The organism is Enterobacter sp. QK-SA4, assembly GCF_056856775.1.
Window position 1 is genome coordinate 970,893 of sequence record NZ_JBXFXH010000007.1, and the last position, 15,869, is coordinate 986,761.

General features: G+C 57.3%; 12 protein-coding genes. 11 read left to right on the forward strand and 1 reads right to left on the reverse strand.

All coding sequences use genetic code 11. From position 1 onward, the window contains the following. The first annotated feature begins 62 nt into the window (after nt 1-62). From syd to AC1VYI_RS06330, 8 genes are all read left to right on the forward strand, one after another. The gene (syd, locus tag AC1VYI_RS06295) at nt 63-608 is read left to right on the forward strand and encodes a SecY-interacting protein (RefSeq protein WP_226484245.1); all 546 of its coding nucleotides are present in this window, start codon (nt 63-65) and stop codon (nt 606-608) included. A 631-nt stretch (nt 609-1,239) separates the two neighbouring features. Continuing rightward, entirely contained in the window at nt 1,240-1,569 is a 330-nt protein-coding gene (locus AC1VYI_RS06300; RefSeq protein ID WP_023309024.1) for a YqcC family protein, read from the forward strand. After that, the gene (gene truC, locus AC1VYI_RS06305) at nt 1,566-2,342 is read left to right on the forward strand and encodes a tRNA pseudouridine(65) synthase TruC (protein WP_134867203.1); all 777 of its coding nucleotides are present in this window, start codon (nt 1,566-1,568) and stop codon (nt 2,340-2,342) included. The genes AC1VYI_RS06300 and truC overlap by 4 nt, the downstream gene beginning before the upstream one ends. Before the next feature lie 24 nt (nt 2,343-2,366). Continuing rightward, nucleotides 2,367-2,816, forward strand: a complete 450-nt coding sequence (locus AC1VYI_RS06310) for a flavodoxin (RefSeq protein WP_029741558.1) — start codon at nt 2,367-2,369, stop codon at nt 2,814-2,816. A gap of 295 nt (nt 2,817-3,111) precedes the next feature. Then, nucleotides 3,112-4,467, forward strand: a complete 1,356-nt coding sequence (gene gudP, locus AC1VYI_RS06315; RefSeq protein ID WP_023309021.1) for a galactarate/glucarate/glycerate transporter GudP — start codon at nt 3,112-3,114, stop codon at nt 4,465-4,467. Next, nucleotides 4,467-5,807, forward strand: a complete 1,341-nt coding sequence (locus AC1VYI_RS06320) for an enolase C-terminal domain-like protein (protein WP_134867431.1) — start codon at nt 4,467-4,469, stop codon at nt 5,805-5,807. Before gudP ends, AC1VYI_RS06320 begins: the two co-directional genes overlap by 1 nt. Nucleotides 5,808-5,822: 15 nt before the next feature. Continuing rightward, a complete protein-coding gene (gudD, locus tag AC1VYI_RS06325) occupies nt 5,823-7,160 on the forward strand; it encodes a glucarate dehydratase (RefSeq protein WP_134867205.1) in 1,338 nt (445 codons plus the stop codon). A 77-nt stretch (nt 7,161-7,237) separates the two neighbouring features. Continuing rightward, nucleotides 7,238-8,377, forward strand: coding sequence for a glycerate kinase (locus AC1VYI_RS06330; RefSeq protein WP_045619998.1), 1,140 nt, complete (start codon nt 7,238-7,240; stop codon nt 8,375-8,377). A 95-nt stretch (nt 8,378-8,472) separates the two neighbouring features. On the opposite strand, the gene barA is transcribed toward AC1VYI_RS06330, so the two are convergent. Next, nucleotides 8,473-11,232 (reverse strand): two-component sensor histidine kinase BarA, encoded by a 2,760-nt coding sequence (barA, locus tag AC1VYI_RS06335; RefSeq protein ID WP_047059997.1) that lies wholly within the window; start codon nt 11,230-11,232, stop codon nt 8,473-8,475. Between the two features lie 57 nt (nt 11,233-11,289). On the opposite strand from barA, the gene rlmD reads away from it, so the two are divergent. The 3 genes from rlmD to mazG all read left to right on the forward strand — a co-directional run bounded on the left by rlmD (nt 11,290) and on the right by mazG (nt 15,730). After that, complete coding sequence (rlmD, locus tag AC1VYI_RS06340) at nt 11,290-12,588, forward strand: 23S rRNA (uracil(1939)-C(5))-methyltransferase RlmD (protein WP_134867207.1); 1,299 nt, start codon at nt 11,290-11,292, stop codon at nt 12,586-12,588. A gap of 51 nt (nt 12,589-12,639) precedes the next feature. Beyond that, nucleotides 12,640-14,871 carry a GTP diphosphokinase gene (gene relA, locus AC1VYI_RS06345; RefSeq protein ID WP_023309015.1) on the forward strand — a complete coding sequence of 744 codons (2,232 nt, stop codon included), beginning with the start codon at nt 12,640-12,642 and terminating at the stop codon, nt 14,869-14,871. Nucleotides 14,872-14,938: 67 nt separating this feature from the next. Beyond that, the gene (gene mazG / locus AC1VYI_RS06350) at nt 14,939-15,730 is read left to right on the forward strand and encodes a nucleoside triphosphate pyrophosphohydrolase (protein ID WP_023333241.1); all 792 of its coding nucleotides are present in this window, start codon (nt 14,939-14,941) and stop codon (nt 15,728-15,730) included. The last annotated feature ends 139 nt before the right edge of the window (nt 15,731-15,869 follow it).

A 15,869-nucleotide genomic window follows, 5' to 3' on the forward strand; every position in this document is an offset into this window, starting at 1 on the left:
AACCACTTTACAGGTACACTTATGGCCTGAGTTTATCCTGTCTGACAAGAAGAGAGAAATCGGTGGACATCGAAACTGCAAATGCCCTCACTACCTTCACGACCCGCTACTGCGATGCATGGCATGAAAAGCACGGAACATGGCCACAAAGCACTGATTTGTATGGCGTACCCTCGCCGTGCATTATCTCTTCAGTCGACGATTACGTTATCTGGCAGCCAAAACCTTCCGATGGCGAGCAAAATGTAAATGCGGTTGAGCGTGCAATGGACATTGTGGTACAACCAGCGGTTCACGCGTTTTATACCACGCAGTTCGCAGGGGATATGCCCGCGCGCTTTGCTGATATCACGCTGACGCTGTTGCAGACCTGGAGCGAAGACGATCTGCAGCGTGTTCAGGAAAACCTGATTGGTCATCTGGTTACGCAAAAACGCCTTAAGCTTTCTCCGACGCTTTTTATTGCCACGCTGGACAGCGAACTGGATGTGTTATCCGTCTGTAACCTGTCAGGTGAAGTGGTTAAAGAGACTATCGGCACCCGCAATCGCGAGACTCTCGCCCCCTCTCTTGCGGATTTCCTCACCCGACTTGAGCCACTTCTGTAATCCATGCTGCTACAGCGCGTGTGAGAGATCTCTTACAAGGTTTGTGAGAGATCGCTGGAACATTCAGTATTACCTCATTAAATTCAGATTAATAACACTCTATTTTTCAACAGATTAGTTGTTCGTCCTATTATTTTTAGGGAGCCTGTGCGTCTTACAACTCCGGCTGAGTGGGTTGTAAGACGAAGCGGAATAGCGGATTCTATCTCCGTCGACAGGACGCCGACACGAGAAACGAACATCAGGATGATGGCGTTTCTCACGCAGGACTCGTCAGGATGGCGCTGCAGGAAGGCTTCAGGATGAAGCGAAGTGGATAACGCAGGATGCGTAAGGGACACCTCCAGGAAGGAGAATGAGAGCCGGTCAGGATGGTCGGTGGGTCAGGAAGGCCAGGACGTTTCAGGATGAAACAAACGCGTCAGGAAGATGTGTGCAGGATGCATCGGCTTACGGATGACCAGGCCTTCGGGCTTCAGGAAAAGTTGTCACGGATGAGCAGGGAGCACGAATTGTAGCTGGAATGCTGCGAAACGAACCGGGAGCACTGTTTTTACAGTGCTCCCTTTTTTTATTTCTGCCTTCCGCAATGCTATGCTGCGCGCCGTTCACTTTTTCAGTTGAGGTTACAATGACGCAACACGATAGCGTTCGTGCTCAGTTGCACGCCATCGAAGCCCTTTTGCGCCAACATCAGCTGTGGCAGGAGACCGCGCCGCAGCCAGAAGCGTTCGCGAGCACTCAGCCCTTCTGCCTGGATACGCTGGCCCCGTTTGAATGGCTGCAGTGGGTGTTAATTCCGCGCATGCACGCCCTGCTTGAGGGCGGTCACCCGCTTCCGCAGGCGTTTGCTGTCTCTCCCTACTATGAAATGGCGCTCGAGGCGACGCACCCTGCGCGCGACGTGATGCTGGTCGAACTGGAAAAACTGGATGCCCTGTTCGCCGGTGAAGATGCATGACGCTTGAGATCCTCTATCAGGACGAGTGGCTGGTGGCGGTAAATAAACCGTCAGGCTGGCTGGTACACCGCAGCTGGCTCGATCGCGATGAGAAGGTGGTGGTGATGCAGACCGTTCGTGACCAGATTGGCCAGCAGGTTTTTACCGCCCATCGTCTCGACAGGCCGACCTCCGGCGTGCTGCTGATGGGGCTTTCCAGCGAGGCGGGGCGTCTGCTGTCACAGCAGTTTGAACAGCATCAGATGCAAAAGCGCTATCACGCGATCGTGCGCGGCTGGCTGACGGAAGCCGCCACGCTGGACTATCCGCTGGTGGAGGAACTGGACAAAATCGCCGATAAATTTGCCCGCGATGACAAAGGTCCTCAGCCCGCGGTGACGGACTATCGCGGCATGGCGACGACCGAAATGCCGGTGGCAACCAGCAAATTCCCGACCACACGCTACAGCCTGGTTGAGCTTCTGCCTAAAACCGGGCGTAAGCACCAGCTGCGACGCCATCTTGCGCACCTGCGCCATCCGATTATTGGCGACAGCAAACACGGTGATTTGCGCCAGAACCGCAGCGCGGCCGAACACTTTGGCTGCCATCGTCTGATGCTGCACGCCAGCGAGCTGAGCCTGACGCACCCGTTTACCGGCGAGCCGCTGACTATCCGTGCTGGGCTGGACGACGTCTGGATGCAGGCGCTGTCACAGTTTGGCTGGCTGGGACAACTCCCCGAAAATGAAAGGGTTGAGTTTGTACCGGGCAACGTTCAGGATGAAGAGTAAGCGCATTCATTATGGGAAAATAGCATGGCTGAAGTAGGCATTTTTGTCGGGACAATGTACGGCAACTCGCTGCTGGTAGCGGAAGAGGCTGAGGCAATACTCGCCAGCCAGGGCCATAAAGCCACGGTCTATGAAGATCCGGAACTGGCAGACTGGGAAAAGTATAAAGATAAATACATTCTGGTGGTGACCTCCACCACCGGGCAGGGCGATCTGCCGGACAGCATCGTGCCGCTTTTCCAGGGAATTAAAGACCAGCTTGGCTATCAGCCGGACGTGCACTACGGCATCATTGCTCTGGGCGACAGCTCTTACGCTAACTTCTGCGGCGGCGGCAAGCAGTTCGATGCGCTCCTGCAGGAACAGAGCGCCCAGCGCGTCGGCGAGATGCTGCTGATTGATGCCGGGGAGCATCCTGAACCCGAAAGCGAATCGAACCCGTGGGTCGAGCACTGGGCAACTCTCCTTAAATAGTTTTGTAGGCCGGGTCAGGCGTAGCCGCCGCCCGGCGATACATCCCGCTCCAAACGCCAATTCCGTGAACCACCTTCCATTCCCCTGGGCTTATGCCATAAACAACCTCTCATACACCCTTTAATACTGTGTTTCTGCACGGTGAGGTGATGAGGCACTCCTTCATATACTTTTCCGGTCACTATAAAACGGCGTCAGGCCGTACCAAAACGACAAAACACCAATCTCATTCTGATTACCCTACCGGTGCTGTACAGAATGAACCAGGCGAAAGCTATGTTTCAGGAGTGCAACAATGAGTACATTAAGCCACGCAGCGAGCAGCGCTGAAAAGCGCACCAACGCCCGCTACTGGATAGTGGTGATGCTGTTTATCGTCACATCCTTTAACTATGGTGACCGCGCCACGCTGTCGATTGCCGGTTCGGAAATGGCAAAAGATATCGGCCTTGATCCGGTGGGCATGGGTTACGTTTTCTCCGCATTCTCATGGGCCTACGTCATCGGGCAAATTCCTGGCGGCTGGCTGCTGGACCGTTTTGGATCTAAACGCGTCTATTTCTGGTCCATCTTTATCTGGTCGATGTTTACCCTGTTACAGGGGTTCGTCGATATCTTCAGCGGCTTCGGCATTATCGTGGCGCTCTTCACGCTGCGCTTCCTGGTAGGCTTAGCGGAAGCACCTTCCTTCCCGGGGAACAGCCGCATTGTCGCTGCCTGGTTCCCGGCGCAGGAGAGGGGAACGGCGGTGGCGATTTTCAACTCCGCACAGTACTTCGCAACGGTGATCTTCGCGCCAATCATGGGCTGGCTGACGCATGAGGTGGGCTGGTCGCACGTCTTCTTCTTCATGGGCGGGCTTGGGATCGTCATCAGCTTCGTCTGGCTGAAAGTGATCCACGAACCCAACCAGCACCCTGGCGTGAACAAAAAAGAGCTGGAGTACATCGCGGAAGGTGGCGCGCTGATCAATATGGATCAGAAATCCGCAAAAGCAAAAGTCCCGTTCAGCCAGAAATGGGCGCAGATCAAGCAGCTCGTCGGCTCGCGAATGATGATCGGCATCTATCTGGGCCAGTACTGTATTAACGCCTTAACCTACTTCTTCATCACCTGGTTCCCGGTATACCTGGTGCAGGCACGCGGCATGTCGATTCTGAAAGCGGGATTTGTCGCGTCGGTTCCGGCAATCTGCGGCTTCGTCGGTGGCGTGCTCGGCGGAGTGATTTCCGACTGGCTGATGCGCCGGACCGGCTCGCTGAACATTGCGCGTAAAACCCCGATTGTGCTCGGCATGCTGCTCTCCATGACCATGGTGTTCTGTAACTACGTCAACGCCGAATGGATGATTATCGGCTTTATGGCGATGGCCTTCTTCGGCAAAGGCATTGGCGCGCTGGGCTGGGCGGTGATGGCGGATACGGCGCCGAAGGAGATCAGCGGCCTGAGCGGCGGACTGTTCAACATGTTCGGCAATATCTCCGGGATTGTTACGCCTATCGCTATCGGCTACATCGTCGGTACCACCGGCTCTTTCAACGGTGCGCTGATCTACGTGGGTGTGCATGCGCTGGTGGCGGTGCTGAGTTACCTGGTGCTGGTTGGGGATATCAAACGCGTCGAACTTAAACCTGTTGCGGAGCGTGGATGATGACAACGCAATCGAGCCCAACCGTTACGGAGATGAAGGTCATTCCGGTAGCCGGACAGGACAGCATGCTGCTCAACATTGGCGGTGCGCATAGCGCCTGGTTTACCCGTAATATCGTCGTGCTGAAAGACAGCTCAGGGAATACCGGCGTGGGCGAAGCCCCGGGCGGAGAGGTGATCTACCAGACGCTGGTCGATGCCATTCCGCAGGTGGTGGGCCAGGAGGTCGCCCGTCTGAACAAGGTCGTTCAGCGGGTCCATAAGGGCAATCAGTCGGCGGACTTTGATACGTTCGGTAAAGGTGCCTGGACGTTTGAACTGCGCGTCAACGCGGTCGCCGCGCTGGAGGCCGCCCTGCTCGACTTGCTGGGTAAGGCGCTCAATGTCCCGGTCTGCGAACTGCTGGGGCCCGGCAAACAGCGCGATGCGGTTACCGTGCTGGGCTATCTGTTCTACGTTGGCGATCGCAATAAGACCGATCTCCCTTATCTGGCTCGATCCACGGGCGATCACGAATGGTATCGCCTGCGCCACCAGGAAGCGCTCTCCAGCGACGCGGTGGTGCGGCTGGCCGAGGCGGCGCAGGATCGCTACGGCTTCAAGGATTTCAAGCTGAAGGGCGGCGTGCTGCCCGGCGAGCAGGAGATTGAAACGGTCCGGGTGCTGAAAAAACGCTTTGCGGATGCGCGGATCACCGTCGATCCCAACGGCGCATGGCTGCTGGATGAAGCCATTAGCCTGTGCAAAGGGCTGGGGGATGTCCTGACCTATGCAGAAGATCCCTGCGGTGCGGAGCAGGGCTTCTCGGGCCGTGAAGTTATGGCCGAGTTCCGTCGCGCCACCGGGCTGCCTGTTGCGACCAATATGATAGCCACCAACTGGCGTGAAATGGGTCATGCGGTGATGCTGAACGCCGTCGATATTCCGCTGGCGGACCCTCACTTCTGGACGCTTTCAGGTGCAGTGCGCGTGGCGCAGCTGTGCGATGACTGGGGGCTGACCTGGGGCTGTCACTCGAACAACCACTTTGATATTTCGCTGGCGATGTTTACCCACGTTGGCGCGGCGGCGCCGGGTAACCCGACCGCCATCGACACCCACTGGATTTGGCAGGAAGGGGAAGCCCGCCTGACGAAAAATCCGCTGGAAATCATCAACGGCAAGATTGCCGTACCGGATGCGCCGGGGTTGGGCGTGGAGATTGACTGGGATCAGATCCATAAAGCCCATGAGGCGTATAAAAAGCTACCGGGCGGCGCGCGTAACGACGCGGGCCCGATGCAGTACCTGATCCCCGGCTGGACATTTGACCGTAAGCGCCCTGTTTTTGGACGTCACTGATAAAAGGATTACACGATGAGTACTTTTTCTACCCCTGTAGTCACCGCCATGCAGATCGTTCCGGTTGCGGGCCATGACAGCATGCTGATGAACCTGAGCGGCGCGCATGCGCCATTCTTCACCCGCAATATTGTCATTATCAAAGACAATTCCGGCCATACGGGCGTGGGCGAAATTCCGGGCGGGGAGAAGATCCGCCAGACGCTGGAAGATGCCATTCCGCTGGTGGTGGGCAAAACGCTGGGCGAGTACAAAAATGTCCTCAACACCGTGCGCAATACCTTTGCCGATCGCGATGCCGGAGGGCGTGGCCTGCAGACCTTCGATCTGCGCACCACCATTCACGTAGTGACCGGGATTGAATCCGCGATGCTGGATCTGCTGGGTCAGCATCTGGGCGTTAACGTTGCCTCGCTGTTGGGCGAGGGGCAGCAGCGCAGCGAAGTGGAAATGCTGGGCTATCTGTTCTTTGTCGGCGACCGCAGGCTGACGCCATTGCCTTATCAGAGCCAGCAGGATGAACAATGCGACTGGTATCGACTTCGCCACGACGAGGCGATGACCCCGGATGCGGTGGTGCGCCTGGCGGAAGCCGCGTACGAAAAATATGGCTTTAATGATTTCAAACTGAAGGGCGGCGTGCTGGCCGGTGAGGAAGAGGCGGAAGCCGTCACCGCGCTGGCAAAACGTTTCCCGCAGGCGCGCGTGACGCTGGATCCGAACGGCGCGTGGTCGCTTGATGAAGCGATCAAAATTGGTAAGCAGCTGAAAGGCGTGCTGGCGTATGCGGAAGATCCGTGTGGGGCTGAACAGGGCTTCTCGGGCCGTGAAGTCATGGCGGAATTCCGTCGCGCCACGGGGCTGCCGACCGCGACCAATATGATTGCCACCGACTGGCGTCAGATGGGACACACCCTGTCATTGCAGTCCGTCGATATTCCGCTGGCAGACCCGCACTTCTGGACGATGCAGGGGTCGGTGCGCGTGGCGCAAATGTGCCACGAGTTTGGCCTGACCTGGGGCTCGCACTCTAATAACCACTTCGACGTGTCGCTGGCGATGTTCACGCACGTTGCCGCCGCCGCGCCGGGCACGATTACCGCTATCGACACGCACTGGATCTGGCAGGAAGGTAATCAGCGTCTGACTAAGCGGCCGTTTGAGATCATAGGTGGCATGGTGCAGGTGCCTTCCACGCCGGGGCTAGGGGTTGAGCTGGATATGGACCAGGTTATGAAAGCCCATGAGCTGTATCAAAAACACGGTCTGGGCGCGCGCGACGATGCGATGGCGATGCAGTATCTGATCCCCGACTGGACATTCGACAATAAACGCCCGTGCATGGTACGATAAACGCATTGGGACCGCTCCCACGAGCGGTCTTTTACGTGGTGTATGCTTAACGTAATGACTATGCGTAAGGATGGCTTATGAAAATTGTTATCGCACCGGACTCGTATAAGGAAAGTTTGAGTGCGCTTGAGGTTGCGACAGCGATAGAGCGTGGTTTTCGCGAGATCTTTCCCGAGGCGGTTTACGTCAAACTTCCGGTCGCGGACGGTGGCGAAGGAACGGTTGAGGCGATGATCGCGGCAACGCAGGGACGCATTGTACATGTTCCGGTGACCGACCCGCTGGGTGAGCGCGTGGAAGGATTTTATGGCTTATCCGGTGACGAGCAGAGTGCCTTTATTGAAATGGCGGCGGCTAGCGGCCTGGAGCTGGTCGTCCCTTCGCAGCGTAATCCCCTGAAAACCACCTCGTGGGGCACGGGCGAACTTATTCGTCACGCGCTGGACGCGGGCGTTAAGCATATCATCATCGGCATTGGCGGCAGCGCCACCAATGACGGCGGAGCAGGGATGGTGCAGGCGTTGGGGGCAAAGCTGCTGGACGACAGCGGGCAGCCCCTTGGGCAGGGCGGGGGCGAGCTGGGAAAACTCGCGCGTATCGACCTGAGCGGGCTGGACAGACGTCTGGCGGAGTGCCGGATAGAGGTCGCCTGTGATGTGACGAATCCGCTCACCGGTAAGGATGGCGCGTCAGCCGTATTTGGCCCGCAAAAGGGGGCCACGCCCGAGATGATCGTCACCCTGGACAACGCGCTGGCGCAGTATGCGAGAGTCATTGCCCGGGATCTGGATATCGACGTGCTAAACCTTGCTGGCGGCGGCGCGGCGGGTGGCATGGGGGCCGCGCTGTACGCTTTTTGCGGCGCGCAGCTTCGCCAGGGCATTGAGATCGTGACCGATGCGCTACACCTGGCCGACCAGGTGGCCGATGCGGATCTGGTGATCACGGGAGAAGGCCGCATCGACAGCCAGACGATCCACGGCAAAGTCCCGGTGGGCGTGGCGAAAGTGGCGAAACGCTTTAACAAACCCGTCATCGGCATTGCAGGCAGCCTGACGGCGGACGTTGGCGTGGTACACGATCACGGCATTGATGCGGTGTTTAGCGTGATCTACACCATCTGCTCGCTGGAGGATGCGCTGGAAAATGCCAGCGAGAACGTCAGGATGGCCGCCAGGAATATCGCGGCGGTGCTGAAAGTAGGGCAGGGAATGTAGTTCTCCCTCTCCCTGTGGGAGAGGATCGGGGTGAGGGCATCAGGCCGCACCCGCAATTGCAGGCCCGGTAAGCGAAGCGCCACCGGGCTTTTATCTCAGCTTCCCAGCAACTTCGTCGCTTCGCGCGTTACGTTATCCATTTCATCCAGCAGCTCCAGGAACTCCGGTTCAAGCTCCGATTCCGGCGTGCCGGCACGCAGCTGCTGCTCCAGCAGCTGGCAAAGGTTTTTCAGCCGCGGTACGCCGCTGTACCCGCAGCTGCCGTGCAGCTTGTGGATCGCTTCCAGCAGCGCTTCCGGATTTTCACCCACCAGCTGCTCTTCCACCTTATTGCGAATTTCCGGCAGAAACGCGACCAGCATTTGCAGCATTTCGCGGGCTAAATCGGGTTTACCCGCCGCCTGGCGCAGGGCAAGCTGCCAGTCAAAGGTGGCGTTCTGGTTAACGCTGATTTCAACCGGCTCGCTGGAAACCGTGTACGTCCCGCCAATGTGACCCGGCTTATAGCGTAACAGCAGATTATGAAGTTTCTCTTCATCGATGGGCTTCGCCAGATAGTCATTCATTCCGGCGCTCAGCAGCTTCTCTTTCTGGCCGGCCATCGCGTGCGCGGTGACCGCAATGACCGGGGTTTGCTGCTGGTGCGGCAGCTGGTGGATCAGCTCGCAGGCCCGAATGCCATCCATGCCCGGCATCTGAATATCCATCAGGATTAAATCGAACTGCATCTGCTTCGCCTGTTCAACCGCCTGCGCGCCGCTGGTGCACAGCTCAACGTGCTGAACCTGGTCCTCAAGCAATGCGCCAATCAGCTTCAGGTTGGCTTGATTATCATCCACTGCCATCACGCTCATGGGCAATTTTTGCTCATCGTTAATCAGCGGGAGAGCATGCTGGCTAAGACGGCAATACTCCGTGAGCGCGGGCAGGAGGCGGGTCGAGGTGAGCGGCTTCAGCAGACACGCGGCGGCTCCGTCGTTTTTCAACTCCTCTGCATTAATCTGGGCGTGGCAGGGCAGCGCCAGCAGCAGATAGTCGGTCATTGAGGCGGCTTTCGCCAGCCGCTCCTGCTGCATGGTCAGCTCGCCGGTGAAGGTAACCGGGATCCCCATCAGCAGAATATCGTAGTGCTCAACGGCAAGCGCTGAGAAGGTTGGGCTGTAGACCACCTCCAGCGGCGTGGTGCTTAAAATATCGAGCGCGCACTGCGCGGCCGCCGCGTTAGGTTCGACGTAGGCCAGACGCTTGCCTTTCAGGCAGTCCGTCACCGGGCCATCGGTCAGGACATTCGGATTGAGGTCCAGATTAATGTGGAACCAGAAGGTTGAACCACGGTTCGGCTGGCTGTGGAATGAGATATCGCCGCCCATCTCGTTCACCAGGCGCTGGGTGATCACCAGCCCCAGGCCGGTACCGCCATGACGGCGGGAGATACTGGCGTCCGCCTGTCGGAACGCCTGGAACAGACGCGACTGATCCCGCTCAGGAATACCGATGCCGGTATCGCGGATCTGGACTTCAATCTGCACCTTATTGCTGCTGATGGAGCGTTTTTCTACCAGAATGTCGATGTTACCGCTTTCGGTGAATTTAATTGCATTCCCGACAAGGTTGGTAATGACCTGCTGCAGGCGCAGCGGATCGCCAATGACGTTATCCGGCACGTCGTTTTTAATATTAAGCGTCAGCTCAAGGCCTTTGTCGTGCGACGAGTGCGCGAGCAGCGTCACCACCTCATCGAGCGTACTGCGCAGCGGGAACGGAATACTCTCCAGGATCAGCTTGCCCGCTTCCAGCTTGGAGAAGTCGAGCACGTCGTTGATGATCGCCAGCAGGTTGTTGGCCGAACGTTCAATGGTGTGCAGGTGATCGCGCTGAGTCGGGTTAAGCTCGCTTTTCAGCGTCAGGCGGGTAAAGCCGATCACGCCATTGAGCGGCGTACGCAGCTCGTGAGACATATTGGCAAGGAATTCCGACTTAATACGTGCCGCTTCCTGGGCGCGCTTTTTCGCCAGATCCAGCTCAACGTTCTGGATCTCCATCTGCTCCAGCGTTTCGCGCAGGTCGGACGTGGCCTGGTCAACGTTGTGCTGCATCTCTTCGTGATACGCCGCCAGCGACATGGCCATCGAGTTGATGCCGTTCTTCAGCATGTCCAGCTCACCCAGCATAAACCCTTCCACCCGGCTGTCGAGCTGGCCGCGGCGGATGCGGTCAACCGTGTTAACCATGTTGCGGATGGGGCCCGTCACGTCGCGCATCAGGCGCCAGCCGAAGATCAGCGCAATGCCAATGCAGAACAGCATCATCACGCCAGAGATAAAAATTTCTTTGTACTGCTGTAGCCGTACCGACTTGAGATCCAGCTCCAGCGCCACATATCCCAGCATATTGTTGCTGGATTTGGCATCGGATTGCGCAGACTCATCGGGGGAATAGCTTTCCGATACGATCGGCGTGCGCAGGATCATGATATCGCCGCGCCGCAGTACGGTGAGGTGGCGCGGGAATGGCGTACCGTCCGGGATCTTCAGAGCCGCCGGATCGAGATGAAAATTCGAGGTGACAAACAGGCGGTTATGTTCGTCGTAAACGGAAATGGCGCGTACGATGTCCGAGTGGCGGCGGTGGAGCACGCTGATTAACTGACCAATGGATTCGCGGTTTTGCAGGTTCATGCCGTACTCGCTGGACACGGCAAGCGGTTCGATAATGCTGGCACCTGCATCCTCCAGCTGCCGCTGCAAATCGTTATAGCGGTGCACCACAAAGAAGATACTCAGCAGCAAACCGATGAGAACGGTGGGGGCGAGGATCAAAATCATCATGCGCGCGCGCAGGCTGTAGTTGGTCATGGCGTTCCGTTATGGGACAATTAAGATAATTATGTTTATGTGAGAAAAATCTCGGCGATGGCGCAATTCTACTCTGCAAAGCGACGCGTGACGACGCGTCAAATCATTACTGTTGAAGCCACGGACCTCGATCCGTTTGGTCAGGGAGTGGCACGTCATAATGGTAAGGCTCTGTTTATAACAGGTTTACTGCCAACAGAACGAGCAGAAATTACGCTGACGGAAGATAAACGCCAGTTCGCGCGCGGACAGGTTAAGCGTCGCCTCAACGATAGCCCGGAGCGCGTGAAGCCCCGCTGCCCACATTTTGGCGTTTGCGGGGGCTGCCAGCAACAGCATGCGAGCACAGAATTACAGCAAAAAAGCAAAAGCCGCGCGCTGGCGCGTCAGCTTAAACATGACGTTAACGAAATTCTCGCCGATGTGCCCTGGGGCTATCGTCGACGCGCGCGCCTGAGCCTCAGCTATCAGCCAAAAACGGCTCGGCTGGAGATGGGGTTTCGCAAGGCCGGTTCCAGCGACATTGTCGATGTGCAGCAGTGCCCCATTTTGGTGCCCCATCTTGAGGCGTTGCTTCCGGAAGTGCGCACCTGTCTTTCCGGGCTGGACGGCGTTCGCCATCTCGGGCATGTCGAACTGGTCATGGCAAACAATGGACCGCTGATGGTCCTGCGCCATACCGCGCCGTTGTCGAAAAAAGATCGCGAAAAACTGGAACGCTTTTCGCATTCCCACGACCTGGCGCTTTTCCTTGCACCACAAAGCGAGATACTTGAGCAGGTTACCGGTGAGGCGCCCTGGTATGCGTCAAACGGGCTACGCTTAACGTTCAGCCCGCGGGATTTCATTCAGGTGAATGATGGCGTTAACCAGCAGATGGTTGAGAAAGCGCTGACGTGGCTGGACGTTCAGAAAAGCGATCGGGTGCTCGACCTGTTCTGCGGAATGGGCAACTTCACGCTGCCGCTGGCGCGAGAAGCGGCCAGCGTCGTCGGCGTGGAAGGCGTTGAGGCGCTGGTGGTTAAAGGGCAGGAGAACGCGCAGCAGAACGGCTTGCAAAATGTGACATTCTTTCATCAAAATCTTGAGGAAGATGTCACCCAACAGCCGTGGGCAAAGCAGGGCTTTGATAAAATTTTGCTCGACCCGGCGCGTGCCGGTGCCCCGGGTGTGATGGCACATATTATTAAACTCGCGCCGAAGCGTGTGGTCTATGTTTCCTGTAACCCGGCAACGCTTGCCCGGGACAGCGAGGCATTAATCAGCGCGGGTTACCAGATTCAGCGTCTGGCAATGCTGGACATGTTCCCGCACACTGGACATCTGGAATCGATGGTGTTGTTCGAGCACATCTAATTTGTTTGGCTTGTCGACTTCGACAGGCCCAGGTCCCTAAAGGAGAGGACAATGGTTGCGGTAAGAAGTGCACATCTCAATAAAGCTGGGGAATTTGACCCACAAAAATGGATCGCAAGTCTGGGAATTTCCAGCCAGCAGTCGTGTGAACGCTTAACCGAAACCTGGGCCTATTGTCTGCGCACCACGCAGGGGCATCCGGATGCCGATCTTCTCCTGTGGCGCGGCGTGGAGATGGTGGAAATCTTATCCATGCTGAACATGGATATTGAAACGCTGCAGGCCGCGCTTCTCTTCCCTCTCGCGGATGCGGACGTGGTCAGCGAAGACGTACTGCGCGACAGCGTCGGGAAATCCGTCGTCGCGCTGATCCACGGCGTGCGCGATATGGCGGCTATTCGCCAGCTCAAAGCCGCGCATACCGATTCCGTCTCCTCTGAGCAGGTCGATAACGTTCGCCGGATGCTGCTGGCCATGGTGGATGATTTCCGCTGCGTAGTCATCAAGCTTGCCGAGCGTATTGCCCACCTGCGTGAGGTGAAGGATGCGCCGGAAGACGAGCGCGTGCTGGCGGCCAAAGAGTGTACAAATATCTACGCGCCGCTGGCGAACCGCTTAGGGATTGGTCAGCTGAAATGGGAGCTGGAAGATTACTGCTTCCGCTATCTGCACCCGGCGGAATATAAACGTATTGCCAAACTCCTGCACGAGCGCCGTATCGACCGCGAGCACTATATCGAGGAATTTGTCGGCGGGCTGCGCCAGGCGATGAAAGAAGAGAACGTGCGCGCCGAAGTCTACGGCCGGCCTAAGCATATCTACAGCATCTGGCGCAAAATGCAGAAGAAACACCTCGCCTTTGACGAGCTGTTTGACGTGCGCGCCGTGCGTATCGTGGCGGAGCGTCTGCAGGACTGCTATGCCGCGCTGGGGATAGTACACACTCACTTCCGTCATCTTCCCGATGAGTTCGATGACTATGTCGCCAACCCCAAACCGAACGGCTATCAGTCTATCCATACCGTTGTGCTTGGCCCTGGCGGCAAAACGGTCGAGATTCAGATCCGCACCAAACAGATGCACGAAGACGCCGAGCTGGGCGTGGCCGCGCACTGGAAATACAAAGAAGGCACGTCCGGCGGAGCGCGTTCTGGCCACGAAGACCGCATTGCCTGGCTGCGCAAGCTGATTGCGTGGCAGGAAGAGATGGCCGACTCCGGCGAGATGCTCGACGAAGTGCGTAGCCAGGTCTTTGACGATCGCGTGTACGTCTTTACCCCAAAAGGGGACGTTGTCGACCTGCCGGCGGGCTCTACGCCGCTCGATTTTGCCTACCACATCCACAGCGATGTGGGACACCGCTGCATCGGGGCGAAAATCGGCGGACGTATCGTACCGTTCACCTATCAACTGCAGATGGGTGACCAGATTGAAATCATTACCCAGAAGCAGCCCAACCCGAGCCGTGACTGGCTTAACCCGAACCTGGGCTACGTCACCACCAGCCGCGGGCGATCGAAAATTCACGCCTGGTTCCGTAAACAGGATCGTGACAAGAACATTCTTGCCGGCCGCCAGATCCTCGACGACGAGCTGGAGCATATCGGGATAAGCCTGAAAGAGGCGGAGAAATTCCTGCTGCCGCGCTACAACTTTAACGAGCTTGACGAGCTGTTAGCGGCCATTGGCGGCGGTGATATCCGTCTGAATCAGATGGTGAACTTCCTGCAGGCGCAGTTCAATAAGCCAAGCGCGGCAGAGCAGGACGCGGCGGCGCTGAAGCAGCTGCAGCAGAAAACCTACGCCCCGCAGCAGCGCAGCAAAGACAACGGCCGCGTGGTGGTTGAAGGCGTAGGTAACCTGATGCACCACATTGCCCGCTGCTGCCAGCCTATTCCGGGCGACGATATCGTCGGCTTTATCACCCAGGGACGCGGGATTTCGATTCACCGTTCCGACTGTGACCAGCTTGCCGAGCTGCAGTCGCATGCGCCGGAGCGCATCGTGGAAGCGGTTTGGGGTGAGAGCTATTCCGCTGGCTACTCGCTGGTGGTGCGCGTCACTGCCAATGACCGCAGCGGGCTATTGCGCGACATCACGACCATTCTCGCCAACGAGAAGGTCAACGTGCTGGGCGTCGCCAGCCGCAGCGATACCCGCGAGCAGCTTGCCACCATCGATATGACCATCGAAATCTACAACCTGCAGGTGCTGGGCCGCGTGCTTGGCAAACTGAACCAGGTGCCGGATGTGATAGACGCGCGTCGTCTGCACGGCGGTTAAACACACTCTTCTGTAGGCCGGGTAAGGCTTTGCCGCCGCCCGGCTTGTTTTTTTAATGGAAAACACTATGACTCAAATCGACCGCCTGCTCGGCATCATGAAACGCCTGCGCGACCCGGAAAACGGCTGCCCGTGGGACAAAGAGCAGACTTTCGCCACCATCGCGCCTTATACCCTTGAAGAGACCTATGAGGTGCTGGACGCCATTTCCCGCGAAGATTTTGACGACCTGCGCGGCGAGCTGGGCGATCTGCTGTTCCAGGTGGTGTTCTATGCGCAAATGGCGCAGGAAGAAGGGCGCTTTAACTTTGACGATATCTGCGCTGCCATCAGCGACAAGCTTGAGCGCCGTCATCCCCATATCTTCGGCGATGCCACCGCAGGGAACAGCGCTGAGGTGCTGGCCCGCTGGGAGCAGATCAAAAGCGCCGAGCGAGCGGAAAAATCCCAGCACTCGGCGCTGGATGATATTCCACTGAGCCTGCCCGCGCTGATGCGCGCGCATAAAATCCAGAAGCGCTGCTCCGCCGTCGGTTTTGACTGGACCTCCCTCGGCCCTGTGCTGGATAAAGTGCACGAAGAGATTGACGAAGTCATGCACGAAGCGCAGCAGGCGGTGGTGGATGAAGCAAAGCTTGAGGAAGAGATGGGCGACCTGTTGTTCGCGACCGTCAACCTTTCTCGCCACCTGGGTGTAAAAGCGGAAACCGCCCTGCAAAAAGCCAACCTAAAATTCGAACGACGCTTTCGCGAAGTTGAGCGGATTGTCGCCTCGCGAGGCCTGGAAATGAGCGGAATTGACCTCGAAGCGATGGAAGAAGTCTGGCAGGAAGTAAAGCGCCAGGAATCTGATCTCTAACGAGATTTTGCGATCAAGCGCAATTTGTGTGGTTTTTTAAATGACAAGCGCTTGATTTGCGTCAAAAACATTTACCCAAAAGGGGCTATTTTCTCACTCCTTATGTTTGTCATGGCCTGGAATGGAGACGGAGAATGAA

Bases quoted from the DNA above. Each gene is read 5' to 3' on its own strand.
- AC1VYI_RS06300 (WP_023309024.1), top strand. From the start codon at position 1,240: ATGACGCAACACGATAGCGTTCGTGCTCAGTTGCACGCCATCGAAGCC.
- truC (WP_134867203.1), top strand. From the start codon at position 1,566: ATGACGCTTGAGATCCTCTATCAGGACGAGTGGCTGGTGGCGGTAAAT.
- AC1VYI_RS06310 (WP_029741558.1), top strand. From the start codon at position 2,367: ATGGCTGAAGTAGGCATTTTTGTCGGGACAATGTACGGCAACTCGCTG.
- gudP (WP_023309021.1), top strand. From the start codon at position 3,112: ATGAGTACATTAAGCCACGCAGCGAGCAGCGCTGAAAAGCGCACCAAC.
- AC1VYI_RS06320 (WP_134867431.1), top strand. From the start codon at position 4,467: ATGACAACGCAATCGAGCCCAACCGTTACGGAGATGAAGGTCATTCCG.
- gudD (WP_134867205.1), top strand. From the start codon at position 5,823: ATGAGTACTTTTTCTACCCCTGTAGTCACCGCCATGCAGATCGTTCCG.
- AC1VYI_RS06330 (WP_045619998.1), top strand. From the start codon at position 7,238: ATGAAAATTGTTATCGCACCGGACTCGTATAAGGAAAGTTTGAGTGCG.
- barA (WP_047059997.1), bottom strand. From the start codon at position 11,232: ATGACCAACTACAGCCTGCGCGCGCGCATGATGATTTTGATCCTCGCC.
- rlmD (WP_134867207.1), top strand. From the start codon at position 11,290: ATGGCGCAATTCTACTCTGCAAAGCGACGCGTGACGACGCGTCAAATC.
- relA (WP_023309015.1), top strand. From the start codon at position 12,640: ATGGTTGCGGTAAGAAGTGCACATCTCAATAAAGCTGGGGAATTTGAC.
- mazG (WP_023333241.1), top strand. From the start codon at position 14,939: ATGACTCAAATCGACCGCCTGCTCGGCATCATGAAACGCCTGCGCGAC.